Source organism: Clostridium magnum DSM 2767, from assembly GCF_001623875.1.
In the GTDB taxonomy this organism is placed as follows: domain Bacteria; phylum Bacillota; class Clostridia; order Clostridiales; family Clostridiaceae; genus Clostridium_AM; species Clostridium_AM magnum.
The window spans coordinates 525994-549297 of sequence record NZ_LWAE01000003.1; the positions used below are offsets into that span (position 1 = coordinate 525994).

At 30.2% G+C, this 23304-nt stretch carries 25 protein-coding genes and 1 riboswitch; of the genes, 8 read left to right on the forward strand and 17 right to left on the reverse strand.

Features of this window, described 5'->3' with window-relative positions:
- Positions 1-219 precede the first annotated feature (219 nt).
- The 11 genes from CLMAG_RS15875 to yedE all read right to left on the reverse strand — a co-directional run bounded on the left by CLMAG_RS15875 (position 220) and on the right by yedE (position 11452).
- Positions 220-930 (reverse strand): YfjL-like protein, encoded by a 711-nt coding sequence (locus CLMAG_RS15875; RefSeq protein ID WP_066624500.1) that lies wholly within the window; start codon positions 928-930, stop codon positions 220-222.
- 44 nt (positions 931-974) lie between these two features.
- Positions 975-1427 (reverse strand): helix-turn-helix transcriptional regulator, encoded by a 453-nt coding sequence (locus CLMAG_RS15880; protein WP_066624502.1) that lies wholly within the window; start codon positions 1425-1427, stop codon positions 975-977.
- 119 nt (positions 1428-1546) lie between these two features.
- Positions 1547-2194 (reverse strand): hypothetical protein, encoded by a 648-nt coding sequence (locus tag CLMAG_RS15885; protein ID WP_066624504.1) that lies wholly within the window; start codon positions 2192-2194, stop codon positions 1547-1549.
- Positions 2195-2370: 176 nt separating this feature from the next.
- A complete protein-coding gene (locus CLMAG_RS15890) occupies positions 2371-4350 on the reverse strand; it encodes a methyl-accepting chemotaxis protein (RefSeq protein ID WP_242873049.1) in 1980 nt (659 codons plus the stop codon).
- 311 nt (positions 4351-4661) lie between these two features.
- A complete protein-coding gene (locus tag CLMAG_RS15895; protein ID WP_066624506.1) occupies positions 4662-5120 on the reverse strand; it encodes a YbaK/EbsC family protein in 459 nt (152 codons plus the stop codon).
- A 152-nt stretch (positions 5121-5272) separates the two neighbouring features.
- On the reverse strand, positions 5273-6991 hold the full coding sequence (locus CLMAG_RS15900) for a methyl-accepting chemotaxis protein (protein WP_066624514.1): 1719 nt from the start codon (positions 6989-6991) through the stop codon (positions 5273-5275).
- 301 nt (positions 6992-7292) lie between these two features.
- Positions 7293-7724, reverse strand: coding sequence for a hypothetical protein (locus tag CLMAG_RS15905; protein ID WP_066624517.1), 432 nt, complete (start codon positions 7722-7724; stop codon positions 7293-7295).
- 195 nt (positions 7725-7919) lie between these two features.
- Positions 7920-9611 carry a methyl-accepting chemotaxis protein gene (locus tag CLMAG_RS15910; RefSeq protein ID WP_161486983.1) on the reverse strand — a complete coding sequence of 564 codons (1692 nt, stop codon included), beginning with the start codon at positions 9609-9611 and terminating at the stop codon, positions 7920-7922.
- A gap of 317 nt (positions 9612-9928) precedes the next feature.
- A complete protein-coding gene (locus CLMAG_RS15915) occupies positions 9929-10168 on the reverse strand; it encodes a putative Se/S carrier protein (protein ID WP_066624521.1) in 240 nt (79 codons plus the stop codon).
- 2 nt (positions 10169-10170) lie between these two features.
- Positions 10171-10377 carry a sulfurtransferase TusA family protein gene (locus CLMAG_RS15920; RefSeq protein ID WP_066624522.1) on the reverse strand — a complete coding sequence of 69 codons (207 nt, stop codon included), beginning with the start codon at positions 10375-10377 and terminating at the stop codon, positions 10171-10173.
- Positions 10364-11452, reverse strand: a complete 1089-nt coding sequence (yedE, locus tag CLMAG_RS15925) for a YedE family putative selenium transporter (RefSeq protein WP_066624524.1) — start codon at positions 11450-11452, stop codon at positions 10364-10366. Before yedE ends, CLMAG_RS15920 begins: the two co-directional genes overlap by 14 nt.
- Positions 11453-11620: 168 nt before the next feature.
- On the opposite strand from yedE, the gene CLMAG_RS15930 reads away from it, so the two are divergent.
- The 5 genes from CLMAG_RS15930 (at position 11621) to CLMAG_RS15950 (ending at position 15770) form a co-directional block, all read left to right on the forward strand.
- On the forward strand, positions 11621-12787 hold the full coding sequence (locus CLMAG_RS15930) for an aminotransferase class V-fold PLP-dependent enzyme (protein ID WP_066624526.1): 1167 nt from the start codon (positions 11621-11623) through the stop codon (positions 12785-12787).
- 163 nt (positions 12788-12950) lie between these two features.
- Positions 12951-13133, forward strand: a complete 183-nt coding sequence (locus tag CLMAG_RS15935) for a hypothetical protein (RefSeq protein WP_066624528.1) — start codon at positions 12951-12953, stop codon at positions 13131-13133.
- 224 nt (positions 13134-13357) lie between these two features.
- A complete protein-coding gene (locus tag CLMAG_RS15940) occupies positions 13358-13960 on the forward strand; it encodes a 3'-5' exonuclease (protein ID WP_066624530.1) in 603 nt (200 codons plus the stop codon).
- 241 nt (positions 13961-14201) lie between these two features.
- Positions 14202-15389: an anaerobic nitric oxide reductase flavorubredoxin gene (locus CLMAG_RS15945; RefSeq protein ID WP_066624532.1), complete on the forward strand. Its 1188-nt coding sequence runs from the start codon at positions 14202-14204 to the stop codon at positions 15387-15389.
- 114 nt (positions 15390-15503) lie between these two features.
- Complete coding sequence (locus tag CLMAG_RS15950) at positions 15504-15770, forward strand: late competence development ComFB family protein (protein ID WP_066624534.1); 267 nt, start codon at positions 15504-15506, stop codon at positions 15768-15770.
- A gap of 84 nt (positions 15771-15854) precedes the next feature.
- Here CLMAG_RS15950 and CLMAG_RS15955 read toward each other — a convergent pair whose 3' ends face one another.
- The 6 genes from CLMAG_RS15955 to proC all read right to left on the reverse strand — a co-directional run bounded on the left by CLMAG_RS15955 (position 15855) and on the right by proC (position 20619).
- The gene (locus CLMAG_RS15955; protein ID WP_066624541.1) at positions 15855-16868 is read right to left on the reverse strand and encodes an ABC transporter substrate-binding protein; all 1014 of its coding nucleotides are present in this window, start codon (positions 16866-16868) and stop codon (positions 15855-15857) included.
- A complete protein-coding gene (locus CLMAG_RS15960; RefSeq protein ID WP_066624543.1) occupies positions 16865-17608 on the reverse strand; it encodes an ABC transporter permease in 744 nt (247 codons plus the stop codon). Before CLMAG_RS15960 ends, CLMAG_RS15955 begins: the two co-directional genes overlap by 4 nt.
- The gene (locus CLMAG_RS31785) at positions 17605-18357 is read right to left on the reverse strand and encodes an ABC transporter ATP-binding protein (RefSeq protein WP_066624545.1); all 753 of its coding nucleotides are present in this window, start codon (positions 18355-18357) and stop codon (positions 17605-17607) included. Before CLMAG_RS31785 ends, CLMAG_RS15960 begins: the two co-directional genes overlap by 4 nt.
- 6 nt (positions 18358-18363) lie before the next feature.
- Positions 18364-19023 carry a thiaminase II gene (gene tenA / locus CLMAG_RS31790; protein ID WP_066625067.1) on the reverse strand — a complete coding sequence of 220 codons (660 nt, stop codon included), beginning with the start codon at positions 19021-19023 and terminating at the stop codon, positions 18364-18366.
- A gap of 93 nt (positions 19024-19116) precedes the next feature.
- Positions 19117-19226, reverse strand: a riboswitch (TPP riboswitch).
- 179 nt (positions 19227-19405) lie between these two features.
- Positions 19406-19687: a pyrimidine/purine nucleoside phosphorylase gene (gene ppnP, locus CLMAG_RS15975; protein WP_066624547.1), complete on the reverse strand. Its 282-nt coding sequence runs from the start codon at positions 19685-19687 to the stop codon at positions 19406-19408.
- Positions 19688-19812: 125 nt separating this feature from the next.
- Complete coding sequence (proC, locus tag CLMAG_RS15980; RefSeq protein WP_066624551.1) at positions 19813-20619, reverse strand: pyrroline-5-carboxylate reductase; 807 nt, start codon at positions 20617-20619, stop codon at positions 19813-19815.
- 241 nt (positions 20620-20860) lie between these two features.
- On the opposite strand from proC, the gene CLMAG_RS15985 reads away from it, so the two are divergent.
- The 3 genes from CLMAG_RS15985 (at position 20861) to CLMAG_RS32495 (ending at position 23253) form a co-directional block, all read left to right on the forward strand.
- Positions 20861-21907, forward strand: a complete 1047-nt coding sequence (locus CLMAG_RS15985; protein ID WP_066624554.1) for an HD-GYP domain-containing protein — start codon at positions 20861-20863, stop codon at positions 21905-21907.
- Positions 21908-21992: 85 nt separating this feature from the next.
- Positions 21993-22667, forward strand: a complete 675-nt coding sequence (locus tag CLMAG_RS15990; RefSeq protein ID WP_066624557.1) for a hypothetical protein — start codon at positions 21993-21995, stop codon at positions 22665-22667.
- 433 nt (positions 22668-23100) lie between these two features.
- Positions 23101-23253: a hypothetical protein gene (locus tag CLMAG_RS32495; RefSeq protein WP_161486984.1), complete on the forward strand. Its 153-nt coding sequence runs from the start codon at positions 23101-23103 to the stop codon at positions 23251-23253.
- Positions 23254-23304 lie beyond the last annotated feature (51 nt).

Sequence of the window (23304 nt, forward strand, 5' to 3'; positions counted from 1 at the left end):
ACTCCCTACGCACGGTGTGAGTCGCTTTCACACCGTGCGTAGGGAGTATTAGAGCGGGTAGTCATCGAATAAATAAAAATGTTCCTTAACTATATTAACATAAATTTTAATAATATGTAAAAAATAAATTTGAGGTGATTCTTATGAGAGAAAGAAAGTTGAATAGTACCATCGTTGGAGTTGGAAAAACTGCAAATGAACCAGTCTCTTATTTTATCATTAGTTCTGGTGTTTAAAATAGCTTATTTCTTCTCCCTTTAATAATTCCTCTAGACTTATTTCCACCTCGCTCCTGCCACTATCTTTACCTATATCAACTACATAATCACCATTCTTAACATCATTACAGGAAAAAAAGTAATCACTTAAATACATGCCTTCAGAATTCAATAATCTAACAATGTCTACACATTCTTTTGCAAAAATCTCTCTATTGATTTTCTCATCCTGCCACTTTGTCATTAAAAATATATCTATATCTTTTATTTCCATTGAGAACTTACTATTTTCACCATAATTACTTCCTTCTTTTAAAAACACATCAATTGACACATTAGCATTAGGGAGTGTTTTTCTAATTTTAGGCTCTATTATTATCTTTGCTTCTTGAGAAAATTTCTTTTCTATATAAGTATCTCTTATATAATTTGTTATATAGAAAGTAACATTAAACTCAGTTTGCAGCTTATTTTCTGCTTTAACTTTAGCATTGTAACTATTATCCTTAAAGTTGAAAAAAGTTCTTTCAACTTTAAATTTTGTATTTGGATATTTTTCCAACAAGTAATTTAAGGTTCTTCCCCTGGTTTTATATCGTTCAACAGGACTTCCATTAAAGGAAAGATAAATAAATGTTCCAAATATAAAAACAATAGTTAGCATCGCTGTAAGTACTAGCTTTAAAGTTCCTCTGCTTTCAGTTTTTTTCACATCCCCTTACCCCCTACATCTATAACTTTTTATTACTCTCATAGTCATTTACTGCAGAGCTCATTCATTCTTTCTTTTATATATTCAATATCAAAGGAGGAACATATGCGTCTATCCATGTCATCTAAAATTCTATAATGCTTTGATATAATATTTTGTTGTACTCTATACCTCCCCTGATTACATATTTCATTCCACCACACCTTTCCTCCCATAGTCTTTTCATAATTATTTTCATAACCCTGAAAGGCTAATGATAGTATTATATCTTCAGTGTCTCCTCCAAAGGTAACTTGAAGTATTTCACTATCCTTAAATATGGTACATAAAGTAACTGCTCCACTCCAACCTAGACTTCCTCTGCCTTTTTCTATCTGAACTAAGGTTTTTTTTGATATCCCAAGTATGCTAGCCATTTTATCTTGAGTTAAATCTTTTTCAGTTCTAATAATCTTTAACTTTTCATCCACTTTACTAATAAATTCTTCTCTAATCATTACTTATCTTTAGTAAGAAAATATACATTAATTATATAAACCCACTAAATATTCATCTCCTTTTCTTCATATATAATATGCTATTAATACCATCACCAACTAATTAAACAAAAAAAATCTTAGTTATTTATTTGTTTAATAACTTCAATTTTTTCGTATATCTTATTAACATCCCGATTAATATCTTCGTTTTCTAATCTAACTTCATAAGCCTTTTCTTCATCATTATACCAAAAAACTATTGAATTTATTTTTATTTCATTATTTTTTAAGACTTTAATTAATTCATATATAGCTTCTGCAAACTTTTGGTTATTCTCAAATCTATTCTCATTAAATACAACAAATACTGTTTTATCAATGTTTTTATAATCAATATTTTTGTCAGTATTAGATTCACTGGTTTTGTCTACCCCAGCCCTTATGTTATTTATTGAATCTTTTATTTTTTCTTTTTTTAAACATTCCTCTAGTAATTTATTCAATCTACTCATATTAAGAGTTTGTAAGTATTCTTCAGAAATTTCCCCACTTTTAGTACTACGTATATAAAATTTTGTTCCATCTTCTAGACAATATACTGACGAATAGTAAATATTGTTAATAATCAAATCATATTTAACCATACCTACACTGAACTTTTCATTCGGATATGTAGTTTTTAGGTAATTTTTAAATTTATTATGGAACTCTAGCATATGCACACCCGCAATAATAAACAATAGAACTAAAATTGAACTTAGAATAACGAAAAATTTTTTAACCATACCCTTCTCCTACCTTATATATTTTAATCAGATTGTTTCACAACTAAAATTACCCTTATAGTGTAATATTACATTATAAGGGTAATTTTGTAAAGAGATAGTTTTTTAATCTTAATAAAAAACTTATAAGAGAGAGCTGCATGTAAACTTATACAAGCCTAGATGCAGCTCTCTCCTTAAATATTAAACTTCTTTATAATCTCCTCAAGCATATCCACACTTTTTTTGTTTTCTAAAGCGCTTGAATTTACATACTGTATTTTTTCAAATATACTTGCAGCTTTTTCTGATATATTTTGTGCTCCGGATGCCCCATTGGTCACAGTTTCTGCTACTTCATTTATAGCTTTTACTATACCTTCTATAGAGGCATTTAATTCCTCCGCAACAGCACTAAAGTCTATCATAAATTCATTTATTCCCTTTGCATCATCATTATACTGATTAGATACATCTTCCATATTTTTATACTCTTTTGTTACAGTATCTTCAACAAAACTTAATAGACTCTCAGAACTATTTATTAACTTAAGTACCGAATTCTCTACTATACTTACTACATTTTGTATATTTCCTGCAGTACTTGCTGATTCTTCTGCAAGCTTTCTTACTTCATCTGCAACTACAGCAAATCCTTTTCCTGCTTCTCCTGCTCTAGCTGCTTCAATAGCTGCATTTAATGCTAAAAGGTTTGTTTGACTTGTAATCTGAAGTATACCTTCTGTAAGTTCATTTATCTTATTTACAGATTTTGTACCTTCAATGGCATTTTCAAGCTCAGACTTTACACTTCTATAAATATTTTCTACTTCTCTTATAGATTTTCCAGCAGAATCTCTTAGCTTAGCTGCTCTTACAGAAACATCATTAGAATTTTCCGACCCTTTTTCTGCTTTTTCTGCCATACTTGCTACAGCTCTTTCCATTTCATTGGAGGTTGCTGAAATTTCCTGTGCAGTAGCTGCTGTTTCTTCCATACCAGAAGATATATTTTCAGTCTCACTTGAAGTTTCTTCTGCATATAATTTTAACTCTTCTGTAAGCTTCTGTACAAAAGCTGCATTGTCACTAACACTTTTTGAAACTGCCAACAAGTCTTCTATTAATTTTCTTAACACGCTTCTCATATTAACTATAGACCTAAACATATCTCCTGTTTCATCTTTATATTTAAATAAATACTCATACTGCTGGGAATATTTTAGATCAAGGTTAGAAGTCTTGTCCATAAGTTCTTTAACCTTTTCTATAGGATCTGTTATCCTTTTTGACACAATACTTCCAACAAACATTGCTAATAAACCTACAATAAGAATTATAATACTAATCATAAGTGTAACTTTTCTAGCATCATTAATTATTTCTGCTTTATCTGAAGTTATAACAAATATCCAATTAACATCAGGTATTATACTATAAAAGCAAATTTTTTCTTTTCCATTAAACATATACTTAGCTGAAGAATTCTCTATCTTTTCACCACTTTGTACTTTTTTAGTAATTGCCTTTATTACATCATTTTCCACTGGTTTACCTATCTTTTCTTTAGTTGGATGATAAATCATATTATCTTTTTCATCTACTAAATAAGCATAGCTGTTAGTTGTTCCAGCAACTGTGACATTCTTAAAATATTTTGAGAAATTCTCCGCTCTAACTGCTGATGCAGCATATCCATAAACAACTCCATTAGAATTAATAGTACTAGTTATTACTATTATCTGAGCTTTAGTAGACTTTGAAGTTAATGTTTCACTAACTACATCTTTACCGCTTAGAGCCTCTTTATTATAGTTTCTATCAGCTAAATTTTGATTTATAAGCTTCCTATCACTGTCTGCTATTATAGTACCCTTATTATCCACTATAAAAGTATGTTCTAAATTCCCCTGTTGTTTTACATATTCATCTAGCTCTTTACTCACAGATTCTACAGCACTTTTATAAGCCTCAGAACCATCTGCATTATCATGAAGTTGTAACAATTCAACAACAGATTTTTTATTTGCTAATCCTTGTACTTTTACCTTCTCTTCACTAAGCATAACTAATACATTTTGAGTATAGCTATTGCTTAAAGATTTCATCTCAATTTCACTAGAATTATAAAGCTTTGATGACACCTTATAATATACCAGAGTACATGAAATCAACATATTAATAAGTATTAATGCTCCTATAAGAATGGGTATTTTCCTCCTTATTCACATTTCCGTCACCTCCCTCTAAACTTTTACAAAATTAAATAAAGTTACTTACTTTATCGTAAAAAATTCATATTTATTTATATGTATTTTTATGTTTTTTTAATTAAAATAAATAGGAACTTAATACTTATTCTATCCAGCAGAGTTGTATCTTCAATTTGTTACCTATCTGAACATAGATTAAAGAAGGTAGAGTTATTAATTTAACCCTACCTTCTTTAAATATTTCTATTCTTCTTCAATTGCTATTTCAACTTCAGCTATTTACACACATCTACCCAATGCCCATTAGTAATTCGAGGAAGTTCCTCTAAAGTTACTTTTACTGCTGCATTTGGAGCTCCTGCTGCAGGATAAACATAGTCATACTGTTTTAATGATGCATCTAAATATATTTCTAAAGGATTTTTTAATCCAAAGGGACAAACTCCTCCTACTGGATGCCCTGTTATTTCTAATACTTCATCACTGCTTAGCATTTTAGCTTTTGTCTTAAAATAATCCTTATATTTTCTGTTGTCTATTTTTGCATCTCCTTTAGACACTATAATTATATTTTTATCCTTTAGTCCAAAAGCCATGGTTTTAGCAATTTGTCCAGGCTCTACCCCAATAGCCTTAGCTGCTAAATCTACAGTTGCAGTGCTCTCTCCAAGCTCCATAACTTCTAACCCCAGGTTTTCTTGTTCAAATTGCTGCTTTACACTTTCCAAACTCATTTAAAAGCCCCCTTGTTTGACAATTTCTTCTGTTTAAACCATTATAGTATCATAAAATGTAAATTTCAATAGTTAGTATAGTCTTTACAGGTAAAAAAGTTAGCTTACATCTACACATAAGCTAACTTTTTCAATAGGAATATTTTTAGTTATTAACCAACTACAAAACCTTTCATCATTTCCTCTAGTTTCTTCGCACTATCTGAATTTTTATTTGTCTCTTTAGAAACCAAATCATTTCTATTATTAATGTCACTTATATTAGCAGCGATATCACCAGAAGATTTAGCTACTTCTGTAACGGACACTGTTACATCTTCCATGCTTCTCGTTATTTGATTAACAGACTCAGATATATTCTCAGAAATCTCTGCAAAACCTTCTATAATATTTTTCACCGTATCTCCATCTTGTTTGTAGTCAGTACTTATCTTAATAAGTTTTTCATAATCCTTTAATACATTTTGTTCGATAAATAATAGGGTGTTCTTAGAAGAATTTGAAAGTTCATCAACTGCACTTATAACAGTTCCAACTTTATTTTGGATTTCTAAAACTGCTGAGGATGATTCTTCAGCAAGTTTACGAACTTCTTCTGCAACTACTGCAAAACCTTTTCCATGTTCCCCCGCTCTTGCAGCCTCAATAGCTGCATTTAAGGCAAGCAAATTAGTTTGTTGCGCTATACTATCTATACTTGAAGCCATTTCATATATTTCCTTAGCAATTTTAGCTTCTTCTATTGCTTTTTCCAGATTAATTTTTGATTCCCTATACATTTTTTCAGCATTTTCTTTTGACTCTTTAGAGTCTTTATTAATTTCATCTGCCTTCCTCTGTATACTTAAGGCAACCTTTACGCCCTCTTGAGCTTTCATTGCAGTATTATTTGTTTCCTCCTGAACTGTTGCCGCCATAGAAGTAACTTCTTCAACAACTGCAGAAGACTCTTCCATTCCAGCTGAAATTTCCTCCGTAGCAGCAGAAACTTGTTGTATTCTATCACTTACTTCGGAGAACATTTCATTTGCTTTTTTGCTGCCTTCAAATATACTGTCACTTTCTTCCTTTACACTTATTATGCTACCTCTCAAATTTTCCACACTAGAATTTAGTGCCTTTATTGCTTGTCCAATTTCATCCTCTGAAGAAACTTTCATAGTAAAGTTTAAATTACCTTCTGACAACATTTTTGCACCATTTGCCACTTCTTTAACTTGATTTATAATACTTTTTCTAATTAAATATGTTGTTAATATTCCTAAGATAATACTTACTATAGTAAAAATCATCGTTTGTCTAGATGTACTTTCTGTTATTGCTTTTGATTGATCTGCTCTATTTTTTGATACTTCCGCCTGAAGCTCTATCAGTTTTCCTAAACTACTAAGTAAATCTTTTTGAGGCTTTTCCAATCCATTAAGTACTACTTGAAGTTCCTCATTAGTTACTCCCACTTTAGTTCCTATTTTCACTGCGTTATCAAAGGCAGTAAACGCCGCTTGATCATTTGTCTTAACTTCTTTAAATATTTCCTTACCCTTTTCTGTATATAGTAATTTCTCCAGATCTTTTTCTAACTCTCTATATTTCTTAATATTTTCGTCAATTGCTTTTTTCTGTTCTTCCATGTACTTTACATCATTACTGATTGCTAAATTTCTAGCACTGATTGCTATCTGATTTATAGATCCTCTCATATCATACATAAATGTAATCTTTTTATTATCCATATCAACTAGCTCACCGACAATTTTCTGTATTTGATTCAATCTGTAAATTGATAGCAGTGATACCGAAAGGGATACTAAAAGTATTAATCCAAAACCAACAATTAACTTAGTAGATAGCTTTAATTTATTAAGATTCATATAAATTCCTCCTGAAAATATAGTAATACTATTAACGTATAGTTTAGCATTTTCTTTAGCTTATTTTATTACAAATAAAATTATATTAAAAAAATGTGGAAACTTTTTCGATTATACAAATAAAACCTCACATGAATAATTAAAATAACAAAAATGCAAAGTGATACAATATTTTATAACCACTTTGCATGATATCAATTTAACTTAATACCCACAACTATATTTAAAATAATATTTTATTACCATTTGAACAAAGCGCTGTAAACAAAATCACCAAAATAACTGGTACAGCCATAATCAATCAATACATTTTCATTGTCGTAAACCCCCAAGAAGTTGCAGATATTACATCTTCATATTCAAGCATAAATTTAGCTGCTAATCTATTTAAATCACCAAATGAGCTTTCTTCTGAGCGTATTTTATGAAGATCTATCCATTTATCTTTTCCACGTTCATATATTGGTATTGCTCTCCTCATTATTATCCTTTCAGGCTTAAAACATATTATTGGACATAGATATTTTTTTAAATCTTTATCGACAGTTGTATAGACATAGTTTTCTATTCTGTTTTGATATATTCCATCACTATTTTTTGATACTTTCACTACATAGTTTTCATCAATGGCATAAACCTTTCTACTTATACCTTCTCCTAAGTATTTATACTTTTTAGCAATTTGCCTATCACTTAATGAATATATTTTCTGAAAAAGAGATCTATCATCCATAATACAAAATCTCCTTATAGTATTCTTAATAACTAGAATATTATAAAAGAAAAGATTTGTTCTGATATATTATATTACATTAAGCCTATACCCTTTATTAGAATTTCCTTAGTGGTCAATATCTTGAGCATCTTGAAGAAAAATAAAAGCTATCTACGTAGGGTATCCATTAGATAGCCTTTAAAATTTCATCTACTATTTAAATTTGAAGTGTTGAATTATTGTGAGCATTTCATCTGCCATACTGGATAAATCTTCCGCAGATCTTACTACTCCTTCTGCTGAAGCATTTATCTGTTCTACCGATGCTGCTATTTCTTCTGAGGATGCAGAGTTTTCTTCTGCTACTGCAGAAGCAGTTTCAATTTTACTTACTATTTCATTCTTTTTATTATTTATGCTATTAATTTCTACATTAACAGCATTGATTAGCGGTAACACATTTTCAATAGCATCAATTATATTTTTAAAGGAAGATACAGAACTATCTATTACGGATACTTGACCTGACAACTCGCTGCTTGCATTATTAGTTGTTTGTACTGCCTCTGTAGTTCTAGATGCAATTATACTAAGTAAATCATTAATTTTAGCAGAGGATGCTTGGCTCTGTTCTGCCAATTTTCTTATTTCATCAGCTACTACAGCAAATCCCTTACCTGCTTCACCCGCCCTAGCAGCTTCAATAGCCGCATTAAGGGCCAGTAAGTTAGTCTGTTCAGCAATGCTATTAATAAGAGAGGTAATGGAATTTATTTGTTGAATATCACTACCTAATTCCTGCATTTTTATTGTTACACTATTAAAAGAATCCTTAATACTATTAATAGATGAAGAAAGGTATCCTAGCTCTGAATTACTGTTTTCAGCCATTTCATTAATATTTTTAGTTGTACTATTAACATTGTCTACAGAAAGAACTATATTATCCATAGCGCTGCCAAAATCATTTACAACCTCTGATATACTAATAAGATCTTGTGCCTGTGAAGTAGAACCTTGAGCTACTCCCTGTATTGCAGTACTAGCCTCAAGTGAAGAAGCTGTCATTTCTTCTGATACAGCAGATAGAGATATTGAATTTTTACTCATTTCTTCAGCATCCATTTTAATGGTTTGTAATATACCAGATACCACGTTAACTGTAGATGCAAGCTCCTTTTTCATAATTCCGAATTCATTATTATATCTTGTATCAATATTTACATCAAGCTTACCTTCTGAAACTTCTCTTAATATTCCTGTAAACTCTTTAATTGACAATCTAATAAATAATGTAATTACTGTAAAAATACCAGCTGTAAATATAATCATAAAGGTTAATATTATAATAAATACTATTTTACTTGAATTATACTCAGAAGTTGCTGTGCTAATAACTTTTTCTGCAGATTCCTTATGGTAGTCTGATAATGCTTGTATAGCAGCAGATACTTCATCACCCATCTTTCCATACTCATCCATGAATTCTTTTGTAATTGCTATTCCATTCATTCTTTTTTGCTGCAATTCAGGTACTTTGCTCATATATTCACTGTACTTTTTTTGTAAATTGTTAACTGCCTCTTTTCCTTTAGGATCAGTCACTAAATCAAACTCTTTAGCAATATTAGCCTTAATAATTTTATCACTGCTGCTGACTATATCAATATAAGAGCTTTCATACTGTCTATCAATTAACTTAGTCAATGCATTCCTTATAATTCCCATCTGACCATTTATTTCACCTAGTACCCTTGTTCCAACAAGTTCTTCACTATATATCTTGTTAACATTTTTGTTCATATTGGACATATCAACAATTCCAACTATACCAATTGATAGTGTTGCTATCAACGATATTATCCACAAAATAAATATTCCATGCATAATTTTAATTTTCTTCATAAGAGTCCTCCCCATAGGTTAATTGTGCTTTTGCATCTCTAATTATTTATGATATATATCGTCATATATAGACAAATAATTTATATTTATAATGGATTTTTATTTTTCCAATTAATTCAATATTTTATCTATAAATCCCATCATGTAACAATATTAGTTATCAAATAAATTAGACTTATACTTTTATTGGATTTTTATAAATTTTAAAGCCCTAGATAACTAATATCTAAGGCTCTGCATCAAGTACAGACATACAAACTAATACACTATACACATATACTACTTTATATTTGAGGATAAACTTTATAAAGCTAAAATTAGTCTGAAACATATATTTTTTTATAATTACTTTCTTTAATCTCATATAAACTTTCAATTTCATCTATAAGTATTTCATTTATGCTACTATTAAATTCAAATCTGACTCCAACTCCACAGGATGAACTAAGTTTTCTTGGTACAGGCATCAATACTGATTTTATATTCTTGCCCTTAACAAACCTTTCAAACTTAATTGCTCCTGAGTGAGTAAAAAACAACGCTATATACTCAGTCATATTTATTGCCTCGCAGTTAACAGAAAATCTCCATTTCTTTCTTCAACTTCAACTTTATAGCCTGAATTCTTCATAAATCTTTCTACATTATTTTTTGCAGTAGTATTATCTACAAATATCTGTACTCCACTAGGATTTTCTGCAAGTGCCTTTTTTGTTTCTAATACAGGCTGTGGACAAGATAGCCCTCTAGCATCAAACTGTTTCATTTTTAAGCTCTCCTCTCATCTTTATAGTTTCCGTCCTTTCTATATTGAAATAGGAAATCAAGGCTACTACTACAAAACCAATAATAACTGCTGTCATACCATTTACTGTAGGTCCCTTTGCACTTGAAGCTAAGCTGAAATTATGACAGAAAGCAGCTCCTAAGAGCATTCCTAAAACAGTCATAACAGAATCTATATTTCCTTCTGCTGATAAAATAAGCTGCCTTAATGGACATCCTCCTAATAATACTGAACACCAACCAGCTAAAAGCATTCCTAAAAAATTCCACACTCCATCTACATGGGCTACAGGTTGTCCAGCAAATCCTAATTTATAAAAACCGAATATTAAATTTCCTATGGTAGCAAATAAAAAAATAGAAATAAATCCTGAAATTAAGTAGCTATCTTTAAACATTATTAAGTCTCTAATGCCACCTACCATACATAATCTTGTTCTTTGAGCAATAATACCTACTACTAATCCTACAATTAAAGATATAATTATAGGTGCATGTTCTGCTCCTGGTGCCTTTTTACTAAAGAATATAAATGCTGGTGCAGAAACTAATAGTACTAGTAAGGCTGCATTTAATACTGGAAAAATATAACCTTCAAATTTAGAAAGTTTATAATTTCTCTTTAAACTAAAACCTTTATTTAAAAATATAATTCCTATACCTATCCCAGCAGTAAAACCTACTAAACCTACTACCGCATTTAAATCTCCTCCACCTAATCTTAGTATCATTCTTAGTGGACATCCTAAAAACATTAGTGCACCTATCATTAAAATAAAGCCTAGTACAAACCTTACAAAAGGAGATGACCCTCCCCTTACGTTAAATTCCTTCTGGCTTAAAGAAATAATAAAGGCTCCTAGAACAATACCTATAACTTCTGGTCTAATATACTGCACTATTTCAGCTCTATGTAATCCAAGAGCTCCTGCTGTATCTCTTATGAAACATGCAATACATACCCCCATATTTCCGGGATTTCCTAGTTTCACTAGCAATGCTGATAAAATACCAACTAAAGCGCCCGCAGTGACTATACCCAATTTCCCCTTCATTAGACTATACCTCCTAATAAATTTTATTATTTCCTCTTTATTTTACTAGATTTTCATTAAATTGTTAAATAAGTTTTACTAATAGTTAACTATTTATCTATTTTTTTCATTTATACTATATACTTTAAAATCATTGTATAATATTTAAGTAAGAGGAGGAGATTTTGTATGACTAAAGTTTATTTAGATAACGGTGCAACTAGTTATCCCAAGGCACCTAATGTAGCAGAGGTTATCACTAATTATATAACAAATATAGGCTGCAACATAAACAGAGGTACTTATGAAGATGCTTTTCAGACTGAAAGAATAGTTTATGAAACTCGTGAATTAATTTGTTCAATATTTAACTTTGAAACCGCTGAAAATGTCATCTTTACAAAAAACATAACTGAAAGCTTGAATGTACTAATAAAAGGTCTTCTAAAACCTAATGATCATGTAATAGTGTCTTCCATAGAACATAATGCTGTTATGCGTCCTTTAAACTCATTGTGTAAAAGAGATATTAACTTTTCTAAAATTCCTTGTTCTAACAAGGGAGAACTTTATATTGAACAACTAGAAAAATACATACAACCAAACACAAAAGCAGTAATCATGACTGAAGCCTCTAATGTATGTGGTACTATTTTACCTTTAAAAGAAGTAGGTGAATTCTGTAAATTAAAGAATCTATATTTTATAGTAGATACTGCCCAAAGTGCTGGATTTTTGGATATAGATATGAAAAAACTTAATGCAGATGCTATAGCTTTTACTGGACATAAAGGATTACTAGGTCCTCAGGGAATTGGTGGTTTTATAATTAATGACAAACTAGCTTCAATGATATCACCTTTAATTGAAGGTGGTACTGGAAGTGCTTCAGATAGTGAATATCAACCAGAGTATATGCCGGACAAGTTTGAAAGTGGAACTATGAACATTCCTGGGGTATTTGGACTAAATGCTTCCCTAAAATATATTGAAGAAATAGGCCTATCCTATATAAGAGAAAAAGAATTATATTTAACAGAAAAGTTTATATCAGAAATTAAAAATATGCCTAAAGTAAAATTAATAGGCTTAGATGGCATAAAAAATAGAACTGCTGTGGTGTCCCTTGATTTTACTCCTTTTGATTTTGATAATGCAGCTGTAGCTTTTACTTTATGTAAGGACTTTAATATTTTGACTAGATGTGGTCTTCACTGTGCCCCGTCTGCCCATCAAACCTTAGGAACCTTCCCTGCAGGTACTGTTAGATTTAGTTTTGGACATGCTAATAGCTTGAAAGATGTTAAATATGCTGTGGATAGTATATTTAACATCACCATGAGGATAATGTCATGACGCTAGTATTTAAATAACTTAAATTGAAAAACTAATACTTTTATCTCCTGTAACTTGCTTATCCAGAGATAAATACCTTCGTCTATAGTCCTTTTCTCTATTTGATTTAAGCCTTACTTAATGCTATATTTATAATATAGAATTTTTTAGGGGGAGATTAGTCATGGATAATAAAATTGAGAGCGAAAGAACTCAGCGCTTAATTCAAATTGGGTCTATATTTGAAAGCATAGGCATTAATACTGTAGAAATTGCTGAAAAAATTAAGGACCATATTGAAAATTGCCCTGGTGGCAAATCATGCATTGAGAAGTTACTTGTTAATACTTCTGAAGAAAGCATATAAATTGAAATTTAAGGACTTTATAATAACATTCATAATTAACTTACATACAGTTTCATAAATTACTAATTTCAGCAAACATAAGCTCTATGGTTTATTTAATTACCATAAGAGCTTTTTATTATATTAGGTTAATCTTACACTTAAAGAAAAGTAGACTTTATGCAAACACACATATTATAATGTATACATAATATTTTATGTCTATGAAGGAGATTATTATACTTATGAAAAAAGTTTTTTTAGATACAGAAACTACTGGCTTAGAGCCTGGTGAAATCTTACAACTCACATATTGCATTTGTGATACCAATGCAGAAGGATCAGAAAAGGTTTGTTGTGCCAAAAACTTCTTTTTTGCAGTAAACTATGTTGAGCCTTCTGCTCAAGCAATACATGGATTTGATGTAAAAACCTTAGGACGTTTATCCAATGGTCAAACTTTCAAATCTGTTGCTGAGGAAGTAGCACAAGATTTAAAAGGTGGTATATTTGTTGCTCATAATGTTAATTTTGATAAAAAATTTGTTTCTGCAGAATTTAATAGAATATTTAATATAAATTGGACTCCATCTGAATTTTTTTGTACTATGGAATACTTTAAAGACATAGTGCAAGCAAAAACAAAAACTGGAAGATTAAAAAAACCTAGATTAGAAGAGACAATGGATTTTCTTAATGTAGATAAGGATACAGTGCTAAAAGGTGCTAAAAAACTTTTTGCTTGTGATGATGTTGGATTCCATGATGCTAGATATGATGTTGCAGGACTGGTATCTTGCTACTATAAAGCTCAAAAGCTGGGATACAGGCTAAAGCATACAGTATAGAAGCATATATTGCAATTATTTTGGTGTTTTAAGGTTTTAACCACCAACTAGCCATTTTAGCTAGTTGGTGGTTTTCATTTTGCTTGCTCTATATTTAAGTTAGTTTAAGCAATTAACACTCAATTAAATATAGGCTAATCATTAATACTCTATTAATAATTCAGCATATTTTAGCTCATAATATTAATAAAATATTTTAAGCTGTTGTATTAAGATTATAGTACAATTTGGAGGAAGTTATATGAGTTTTAAAATTAACGATAAAGTTAAATGGGTTGGCAAAACAGACTGGGAACTAAGGACGTTTCATGGAGAAGAATACTCTACCCATAGAGGATCTTCCTATAATTCTTACTTAATCAAAGATGAAAAAACAGTTTTAATAGATACCGTCTGGCAGCCATTTTCAAAAGAATTTTTGGCAAACTTAAGAAACCAAATAGATTTAAACAAAATAGATTATATAATTGCAAATCACGCGGAACCAGATCACAGCGGAGCGCTATCTGAGCTAATGAAAGAAATACCCAATACTCCTATTTACTGCACTAAAGCTGGTGCTAAAATAATAAAGGGTCATTACCATCAGGACTGGAATTTTGTTGAGGTTAAAACTGGAGACACCCTAGATTTAGGAAGTAGTAAATTAATATTTGTAGAAGCAAGAATGCTTCATTGGCCAGATAGTATGTTTACTTACCTAACTGGTGAAAATATATTATTTAGTAATGATGCATTTGGACAGCACTATGCGTCAGAATCAATGTATAATGATAAGGTAGATAATGCAGAACTAATGCAGGAGGCACTAAAATACTATGCTAATATACTAACCCCTTATAGTTCATTAGTAGTAAAAAAGATTGAAGAAGTGCTAAGTTTTAATTTACCTGTTGACATGATATGCCCTAGCCATGGTGTAATATGGAGAGATAATCCGATTCAGATAATAAGTAAGTATATGGAATGGGCAAAAAATTATAAAGAAAATCAAATAACTTTAATATATGACACCATGTGGAATAGCACAAGAAGAATTGCCGAAGCCATTGCTGATGGTATTAAATCCAAAGATAAAGATCTTACAATTAAAATATTTAATTCATCAAAAGCTGATAAAAATGATATTATATCTGAAGTGTTCAAATCCAAAGCAATACTTGTAGGCTCTTCTACTATAAATAAAGGAATCTTATCCTCAACCGCATCAATATTAGAAATGATAAAAGGTCTTGGCTTTAAGGAGAAAAAAGCAGCAGCCTTTGGCAGCTACGGCTGGGGTGGTGAATCCATAAAAATAATTTCTGAGGAATTAAACAAGGCAGGTTTTGAACTGATAAATGATGGGATAAGAGAGTTATGGAATCCTGATGAAGAAGGCTTAATAAGATGTAGCCAGTTCGGTCAAAATATTGTAAATAAAATTTAATTCTACTGCTGGCAATGAAATGTAAATCCTCTTTGCTTTACTTGTATTAATATTGTATAATTTATACATAAACCTATCCTAGAAATGATAGTATTTATAATGCTGGGGGTAAAGATGATTAGAAATTATATGGAGTATATCGTTGAGGAAAATCTTCCGCTTGTTCTGGATAAGTATCCAGGTATATGTAAGTGCGAAAAGTGCACTGACGATATTAAAGCTATAGCTTTAAATAACTTAAAACCCTTATATGTTGTTACTGAGAAGGGAACTATATATTCAAGGTTAAATGAATTAAATCAACAATTCAAGACAGATATTATAAGTAAACTGACTCAAGCAATCGAAGTGGTATCTAAAAATCCTAAACATAATCTTTAATGTATTTTAAAGTTGAAGCCTGTATCTTTTTACTAAAGATACAGGCTCATTTATCAGTTAACTCAACAATATTAAACTAGAGATCTATTTAACATCATTTAGATTTACAAAGCAATCTTCTGCTTTAACCTTTTCTTTTATCAAGCCCTGTTTGTATAACCAATCTATGTTATTCTCCCAAACTTGTTTATCCTGATACAAAAATGGTTCTTTTTCTGACGCCATCTTTGGAAGGAGTATATTAATACTTTTCTTTTCTACTTCTTCTATAAGGGGAAAATTATCCTTTTGTTGATTATTCAATAATATCTTTAGGGATTTATCCGGATCATTTTTTGTAAATTCATATCCTTTTTGTGCAGCTTTTAAAAATTTCTTTAATGTTTCAGGTTTTTCTTTTAAAGTTTTATCGCTTGCAACAAAAACTTCCTCATAATAATTAGGAACTCCATATTTAGCTGGGTCAAAGTAATTTACTGGATGACCTTCATGTTCTAGCACTGGCACTTCATGATTTACTAGCCCACCAGTAGTAGCATCAACTTTCTTTGTTATCATTGAAGAGAGGAGTTCAAATCCCACATCCACTATTTTTATTGAATTGGGATCTCCACCATCTGCTTTTACCATAGTCTTAACATACTCTGTATTTAGAGGATTTCCTGAATATCCAATAGTTTTGCCACTCAAATCCTTTGGAGTATTTATATTTTTCTCTTTTAAAGAAATAATAACATTTAGTGGTGTATGCACTATTGCTCCAATAGATTTTATCGGAACCTTTTCATTACTTCTTGCCATTACTATATCTGGTTGGTAATAGATTCCTATTGTTGCCTTTCCTGCTGCTGGTAGAGTTAAAGGATCTGTTGCATTAGATGGATATTTAATATTAACCTTCAATCCCTCTTCCTTAAAATATCCATTTTCTATAGCAGCATATATAAAAGTATGTATTGCATTGGGATACCAATCTAATACTAAGTCCACTTCTTCTAGCTTACTAGAAGTATCTTCAGCAGTTTTTTTGTTTCCGCAGCCTGAAAATATTAGACATAGGGAAATTAATAAAAATAATACAGCTCTTAATTTTTTCACACTTCATTCCTCCATTTTACTATTTTATTTTCTAATATATTAATTATAGAAACCAAAATTATTGCTACAAAGGATAATATTACTATAGGAGCAAAAACTGCCGCCCCATCTAGTTGTGTCATCATCCTTTTACTGAAATAACCTAATCCAGACTGAGCACCAAGCCATTCACTAATTGCTGCACCGATTACACTTAGTGGAACCGCTACCTTCAGTGCTGAAAAAAAGTAAGGCATTGATGAAGGAAGCTTTAATTTAAGAAACACTTGTTTCTTAGTTGCTCCATAAGTAATTAACAATTCTTCCATTTCCCTTTTAGTTGAGCGAAGACCGTCATATACATTCACTGTAATTGGGAAGAAAGTTATCAATATAGTTACTATGACTTTGCTCCAAATACTATATCCAAACCAAAGCACAAATATTGGTGCTAACGCTGTGATTGGCACCGTTTGGGTCACCACTACAATAGGATATATCGCCTTCTCTACTTTTTCACTTAAACTCATAGCTACAGCCAATGCTACTCCTAGAACTATTGATATAAAAAGACCTATAGACATAACTAATAATGTAGCTGGAAGATGCACCAGAAAAAGAATCTCCTTTAACTGCCAAGCTTTCTCTAAGATCTTGCTTGGAGAAGGAAGTATATAAGCTGCATCTATAATTCTTGCAATAACTTCCCAAATTATAAAAAATATAATACCTACAATTATTGATGATTTATACTTCTTCATAGTTCAATCCTCTGCTTCAATTCATTTACTAGTTCTTCTTTTATACTTATTACCTCTGGCCTATTTAACATATGTCTATCTCTAGGATATCCAATTGGAACTTTTACTTCCTTTAATTTTGTAATAGGCTTTTCAGAAATGACAAATATTTTACTGGATAAAAATAAAGCTTCTTCTACATCATGTGTTATAAACAATATAGTTTTTTTAAGTGTAGACCATTGAGTTAGAAGCCATTCCTGCATAGAAATTTTAGTTATAGCATCTAAAGCACTAAAAGGTTCATCTAGGAGCATAATCTCTGAGCCAGTAAGTAAAGTTCTAATAAAAGAAACTCTTTGTCTCATTCCACCAGATAAATCTTTTGGATATTTATTTTTGTATTTATCAAGACCAAACTTTTCTAAAAGTTTTTTTGCTTCTTCCTCAGCTTCCTTTGACTTTTTCCCAGCAATCTCTAGCGGTAGTGAAGTATTTTCTAAAATAGTTCTCCAGGATATTAATAAATCTCTCTGAGGCATATATCCTATGTATCCCTTTAAAGTTTTAATATTATTGTTATTAATGAAAATGTCTCCATCATAATTCCTTTCAAGTCCTGAGATTAACCTAAATATGCTGCTCTTACCACAACCACTTGGCCCTATTATACTTATGAATTCTTCCTTATCTACATCAAAGCTTAAATCCTTCATAAGAAGCTTTGAGTCATTTTCATATTTAAAATTTACATTACAGAATTTCAACATAAAAAGTTACATCCCCTTGTTATATGACATTTTCCAAAACATATATTCATATTTACTAGTATTTATAAATATCTCTTTTAATTTTTGAAGCTCTTTCTCCGACATATTCTCTGCAAGATTATCTACTAAATCAATAAGCCATTGAGTACATTCTTCATATTCTTTTGATATATATCCCTTTACCCATTCTCCATAAAACTCATGTTCTGTGGAACCTGGAATTGCACTTAGGTTTTTCCCAATCTCCAAATAACTCCACATACAAGATAGTAATGATACTGAAAGATCTGCTAAAGTACCCATTTGTGAAACAGCCAGCATATAATGAGTATATGAAATATTATCAAGGGAAGCTTTGGCATTTTTCAGCTCCTCAGAAGTTATTCCTAGTCTCTTCATATAAGAACGATGAATACTCATCTCACCATTTAGTATGCTATTAACCATGGTTGAAAAACCCTGCATAACCTCTTCTGTGTCAGCTTTAACTATTCCTAATGCATAAACCTTAGCATAATCTAATAAATAGAGATAATCTTGAATCATGTAAAATTTAAATTTATCTATCTCTAAAGTACCATTACCTATACCCTTTACAAAAGGATGTTCATAATAAGATTGCCAAATATCTTCCACACTTTCATATAGACTTTCTGAAAATTTCATTTTAATTCCCCCAATTTTATTATAACGAGTTACAAAAAAGGTACAAACCTCAAAGAGGTTTGTACCTATATTTTTAAAATTATAAATCATTTTTAAAATATATAAATCCTCTTCCTACGCTGGCATTACCCAGATCAGGTTATAGGGTCTAAGAATTTTATTCTTAATCTCAGCTGGTAACACCAGCCCCCCCGGGTTTACTTGTTAATTTTTCAATATTTAATTTCTTCCTACAAAGACATATTACTACAATATAATAATATCGTCAATATAACGATTTTATAAGTTTTTCACGAATCCTGATTTTTAGACTACTAAAAAACATTTAACATGCTAAAGATTGGTTTTATATCCCGCAGGATAAGTCAATTTTCAGCCGTGTTTATCTATATAAACAAAGATATGAAGTCTCTTCTTTAACTTTTAACCTAAATTTATTATTTGCCTCTATAACAAATGTTTCATTTTGCTTGAATTCCTTCCATTCATCGGTTCCTGGAAGTTTTATTATTAGCATTCCACTTGTTACTGTCATAATTTCTTTACTTGATGTTCCGAATTCATACTCTCCCACAGCCATAACTCCAATTGTTGCAGGACCTTCCGCTGTAGTGAAACTAATTGATTTTACTTTTCCTTCGAAATACTCATTTGTTTTGAACATTCAATTTGCCCCCTTAGTAAAATATTAAAATTATATTATATTATATTATATTATATTATATTATATTATATTAACAATACTTGAAATATAGTATTATAAATATCTGTATATATTAAATTTGAGCGCTACTTAGACATTTCCTTAGACTTTTTAGTACAAACTCTCATCGCTGAAATAACTGCATCTCTTAATCCTTTTTCTTCAAGAGTTGCTACCGCTTCTATAGTTGTTCCCCCTGGAGAGCAAACCATATCTTTAAGTTCTCCTGGATGTGTTCCTGTTTCAAGAACCATCTTTGCTGACCCAAGAACTGCTTGTGCTGCAAACTTGTATGCCTGACTTCTTGGCATGCCATCTAAAACAGCAGCATCTGCCATAGCTTCAATAAACATATATACATAAGCTGGTGATGAACCACTAACAGAAGTTACAACATCCATTAATTTTTCGCTTACTATTTCTGACTTACCAAAGCTATTAAAAATATTTAATATAAACTCTGTTTCTTCTTTTGTTACTTCTTCATTAGTGCATAAAGCTGCCATACCTTCTCCTACTAAAGCTGGTGTATTAGGCATTACTCTGACTACCTTTAGTTTTCTCTCAAATGCCTCTTCAGTGCTCTCAATAGATTTCCCCGCTGCAATTGTTACTATTATTACATTATCCTTAACCTGATTCTTTATTTCTTTAATAATAGTTGGGTAAATATTTGGTTTTACTGATAGAACTAATATATCACTATTTTTAGCCACTTCATTATTATCAGTAGTTGTTCTTATCCCATATTTTTCAGCAGTTTCATTTAAGTTTTTTTCATTTAAACCAGATGCTATTATATTACTTGGCAAAACTATATTTGATTTAACAATTCCACCTATAATTGATTTACACATATTACCGCATCCTATAAAACCTATTGTTTTATCCATAATTATTCCTCCCTATGTAACCTTTATTATAAAGTCTACTATCATTTTCATTTTAATGCAATTATTTTTATTTGAATGAATTATAATCATTAAAACTTAATTAATTTCATCATTGTAAAAAACAGTGTCGGCTTATAAAAACTCTTTTATATGCCAAATTATTCTAAAAAATTCATTTTAATGATATAATTATTATGAAATTAATTAAAAAATTAAGTTTTATGTTTTTAAGGAGATAATTATGGGGAAAAAATGTATATTAGTTTCAGAATGCACTTCTGGAGACGTAATTGCACAAAAAATAGTAAGTAAATATGGTGCAATTATTGCTGTAGAGAATACAGTTGTAAATAATTATATAAAGAATAAACTTGTTACATTTGAAATAAAGTATATTTGGATATATGGGACATCTAAGGACGAATCACCTAAAGTTATTGATGCTACTTTATTAAAGTCAAAGAAAAACTATAAAGAAAATGCCATAAAAATTAATGAACTAATAAATGATTTATCTAAAGGAAAAAATATAAATTTTCAAAGAATAGATGAAATATCAAATTCTATTTATAGCTCTATAAATGATGAATACTACACTGTTAAATGGATTAACGAATTAAGATCTGCAGATGAATATTCATATAATCATAGTATAAATGTCTCTCTATACGGCATGTTATTATCAAAATGGTTATTCTTATCTGAAAGGGAAATTAAAGATGTAGCTAAAGCTGGCATGCTTCATGACATAGGGAAAACAAAAGTACCAATTGAAATTTTAAATAAAAAAGGGAAATTAAATTCATATGAGTTTGAGGAGATAAAAAAGCATCCTTTCTACGGATATAATATCGTGAAAAAAGTAAATAGTATTTCAGATGAAGTAAAAAAAGCTATTTTAATGCATCATGAAAGAACAGACAGTTCAGGATATCCTATGGGAATAAACGAAAATGAGTTGAGTTTATACTCTAAAATTATTGCTATTGTGGATGTGTATGATGCAATTACTTCGGAACGAGTATATAAAAAAAGAGAAACTCCCTTTGAAGCTTTTCAAATCTTTCAGAATAGCAATATCCACTGTTTCGACATACATATAATGAATGTTTTTTTAAAAAATTTAGCTGCTTGCTATGTAGGATCAAAGGTTCTGCTAAGTAACGGCCAGTCTGGAGAGATTGTGTATATACCGCCACATGCTATTACTGAACCTATTATTAGTGTTGACTCTAAATATATTGACCTTTCCAAAGAGAATAGCCTGAAAATTACCGCCATGTTGTAGTATTCATCTTTCAAATATGTGGTATAATAAACAATGTTGGTAAAATTTAATATGAATAATGCCATAAAGGAATAAAAGAAAGAGGTTGATCATTATAAAAAGTAAATATGAAGCCAAAGCTAATGAATATGAAATAAAAGGAAACATTGCATACATAAAATTGCAGAAAAAAGATGAAACAATCATTGATACTAAAATAGACGCTGCAGATTTAAAGATGGTGCTAGATAAGGGTACTTGGTTCGCGGAATGGAATAAAACCTTTAACAGCTATTTAGTTCAGAATGTAAGTTATCCTTCTAAAGAAAAACAGACTCTACATTCATTTATTCTAGGTGCACACCCTAAGTCTCCTATTAGACATATTAATGGAGATACGCTTGATAACAGAAGATGCAATATAGAAATATATAATCAAAACGCAGGTATTAATGATTATGAAAAACAAGACGAAAAAACTATCTCTATAATACTAAGAGATAAATACGGTAGAGAAAAGGCAAGAACTAAGATAGACAAAGAAGATTTAGATAAGGTATTAAATAGCGGATATACATGGGTTTACTATGAAAAGCATGGTAAAAACTATGCTATATCAAATTCTCCTCAAGGAAGAGTTTATCTACATAACTTTATAATGAACACTCCTGAGAACATGATTACAGAACACGTAAATCACAATACTTTAGATAATAGAAAGTCAAATTTAAATAATGTGGAATTAGTTAACGATGAAGAAACTATCACTGATGAAGATTAATAATCACTTCTCGACGTTATGAAGATGATTTCACTATAAAGTTAAAAGTATTAGAGCTAGTAGTTATCAAATAAACTTAAAATAGGACCATATGCTTATAGCAATATGGTCCTATTAAAATTTTTTTTCGTATAAAATTTATAATAAGAAGTTCTATTTTATTATATTTTACGAGCGAATATATCTTTTCTCTTCTTATAGTAATGTTCCATTGTATCCTTGGGAGCCATACTTCCTCCTGTAGCCCAAGCAATATGTGGGGCATTTTTCAAAGCTTCATAAATTATTTAATAATGCAATATCAATGTTCAATCAAATTTAATTCCATTATTAAAATAATTAAAAAATAGTCACTAAAGTTTCTATTATTTGGTACGATATATTATAATAGATAAAATTTATTTTTAAAATATTATGTATTTAGGTGATTAGTATGATAAAAAATTTATATGATAAATTATTTAAGTCTATTGACGAAGTAGAAATAGAAATCATAAATACTGATGAAATTGAAAATAAACCTCAAATGTTGGAAGGTACTATAAAAGAAGTCATAGAACTTCAAACTTTTTTACAGAGTATATAGTACATACCCCTACTTACTTTAGCTGTAGTAAATAGGGGTATAAGATTATAC

Excerpts from the sequence above, each read along its gene's own strand:
- CLMAG_RS15880 (WP_066624502.1), bottom strand. The coding sequence starts at position 1,427 with ATGATTAGAGAAGAATTTATTAGTAAAGTGGATGAAAAGTTAAAGATT.
- CLMAG_RS15885 (WP_066624504.1), bottom strand. The coding sequence starts at position 2,194 with ATGGTTAAAAAATTTTTCGTTATTCTAAGTTCAATTTTAGTTCTATTG.
- CLMAG_RS15890 (WP_242873049.1), bottom strand. The coding sequence starts at position 4,350 with ATGTTGATTTCATGTACTCTGGTATATTATAAGGTGTCATCAAAGCTT.
- CLMAG_RS15895 (WP_066624506.1), bottom strand. The coding sequence starts at position 5,120 with ATGAGTTTGGAAAGTGTAAAGCAGCAATTTGAACAAGAAAACCTGGGG.
- CLMAG_RS15900 (WP_066624514.1), bottom strand. The coding sequence starts at position 6,991 with ATGAATCTTAATAAATTAAAGCTATCTACTAAGTTAATTGTTGGTTTT.
- CLMAG_RS15905 (WP_066624517.1), bottom strand. The coding sequence starts at position 7,724 with ATGGATGATAGATCTCTTTTTCAGAAAATATATTCATTAAGTGATAGG.
- CLMAG_RS15910 (WP_161486983.1), bottom strand. The coding sequence starts at position 9,611 with ATGAAGAAAATTAAAATTATGCATGGAATATTTATTTTGTGGATAATA.
- CLMAG_RS15915 (WP_066624521.1), bottom strand. The coding sequence starts at position 10,168 with ATGACTGAGTATATAGCGTTGTTTTTTACTCACTCAGGAGCAATTAAG.
- CLMAG_RS15920 (WP_066624522.1), bottom strand. The coding sequence starts at position 10,377 with ATGAAACAGTTTGATGCTAGAGGGCTATCTTGTCCACAGCCTGTATTA.
- yedE (WP_066624524.1), bottom strand. The coding sequence starts at position 11,452 with ATGAAGGGGAAATTGGGTATAGTCACTGCGGGCGCTTTAGTTGGTATT.
- CLMAG_RS15930 (WP_066624526.1), top strand. The coding sequence starts at position 11,621 with ATGACTAAAGTTTATTTAGATAACGGTGCAACTAGTTATCCCAAGGCA.
- CLMAG_RS15935 (WP_066624528.1), top strand. The coding sequence starts at position 12,951 with ATGGATAATAAAATTGAGAGCGAAAGAACTCAGCGCTTAATTCAAATT.
- CLMAG_RS15940 (WP_066624530.1), top strand. The coding sequence starts at position 13,358 with ATGAAAAAAGTTTTTTTAGATACAGAAACTACTGGCTTAGAGCCTGGT.
- CLMAG_RS15945 (WP_066624532.1), top strand. The coding sequence starts at position 14,202 with ATGAGTTTTAAAATTAACGATAAAGTTAAATGGGTTGGCAAAACAGAC.
- CLMAG_RS15950 (WP_066624534.1), top strand. The coding sequence starts at position 15,504 with ATGATTAGAAATTATATGGAGTATATCGTTGAGGAAAATCTTCCGCTT.
- CLMAG_RS15960 (WP_066624543.1), bottom strand. The coding sequence starts at position 17,608 with ATGAAGAAGTATAAATCATCAATAATTGTAGGTATTATATTTTTTATA.
- CLMAG_RS31785 (WP_066624545.1), bottom strand. The coding sequence starts at position 18,357 with ATGTTGAAATTCTGTAATGTAAATTTTAAATATGAAAATGACTCAAAG.
- tenA (WP_066625067.1), bottom strand. The coding sequence starts at position 19,023 with ATGAAATTTTCAGAAAGTCTATATGAAAGTGTGGAAGATATTTGGCAA.
- ppnP (WP_066624547.1), bottom strand. The coding sequence starts at position 19,687 with ATGTTCAAAACAAATGAGTATTTCGAAGGAAAAGTAAAATCAATTAGT.
- proC (WP_066624551.1), bottom strand. The coding sequence starts at position 20,619 with ATGGATAAAACAATAGGTTTTATAGGATGCGGTAATATGTGTAAATCA.
- CLMAG_RS15985 (WP_066624554.1), top strand. The coding sequence starts at position 20,861 with ATGGGGAAAAAATGTATATTAGTTTCAGAATGCACTTCTGGAGACGTA.
- CLMAG_RS32495 (WP_161486984.1), top strand. The coding sequence starts at position 23,101 with ATGATAAAAAATTTATATGATAAATTATTTAAGTCTATTGACGAAGTA.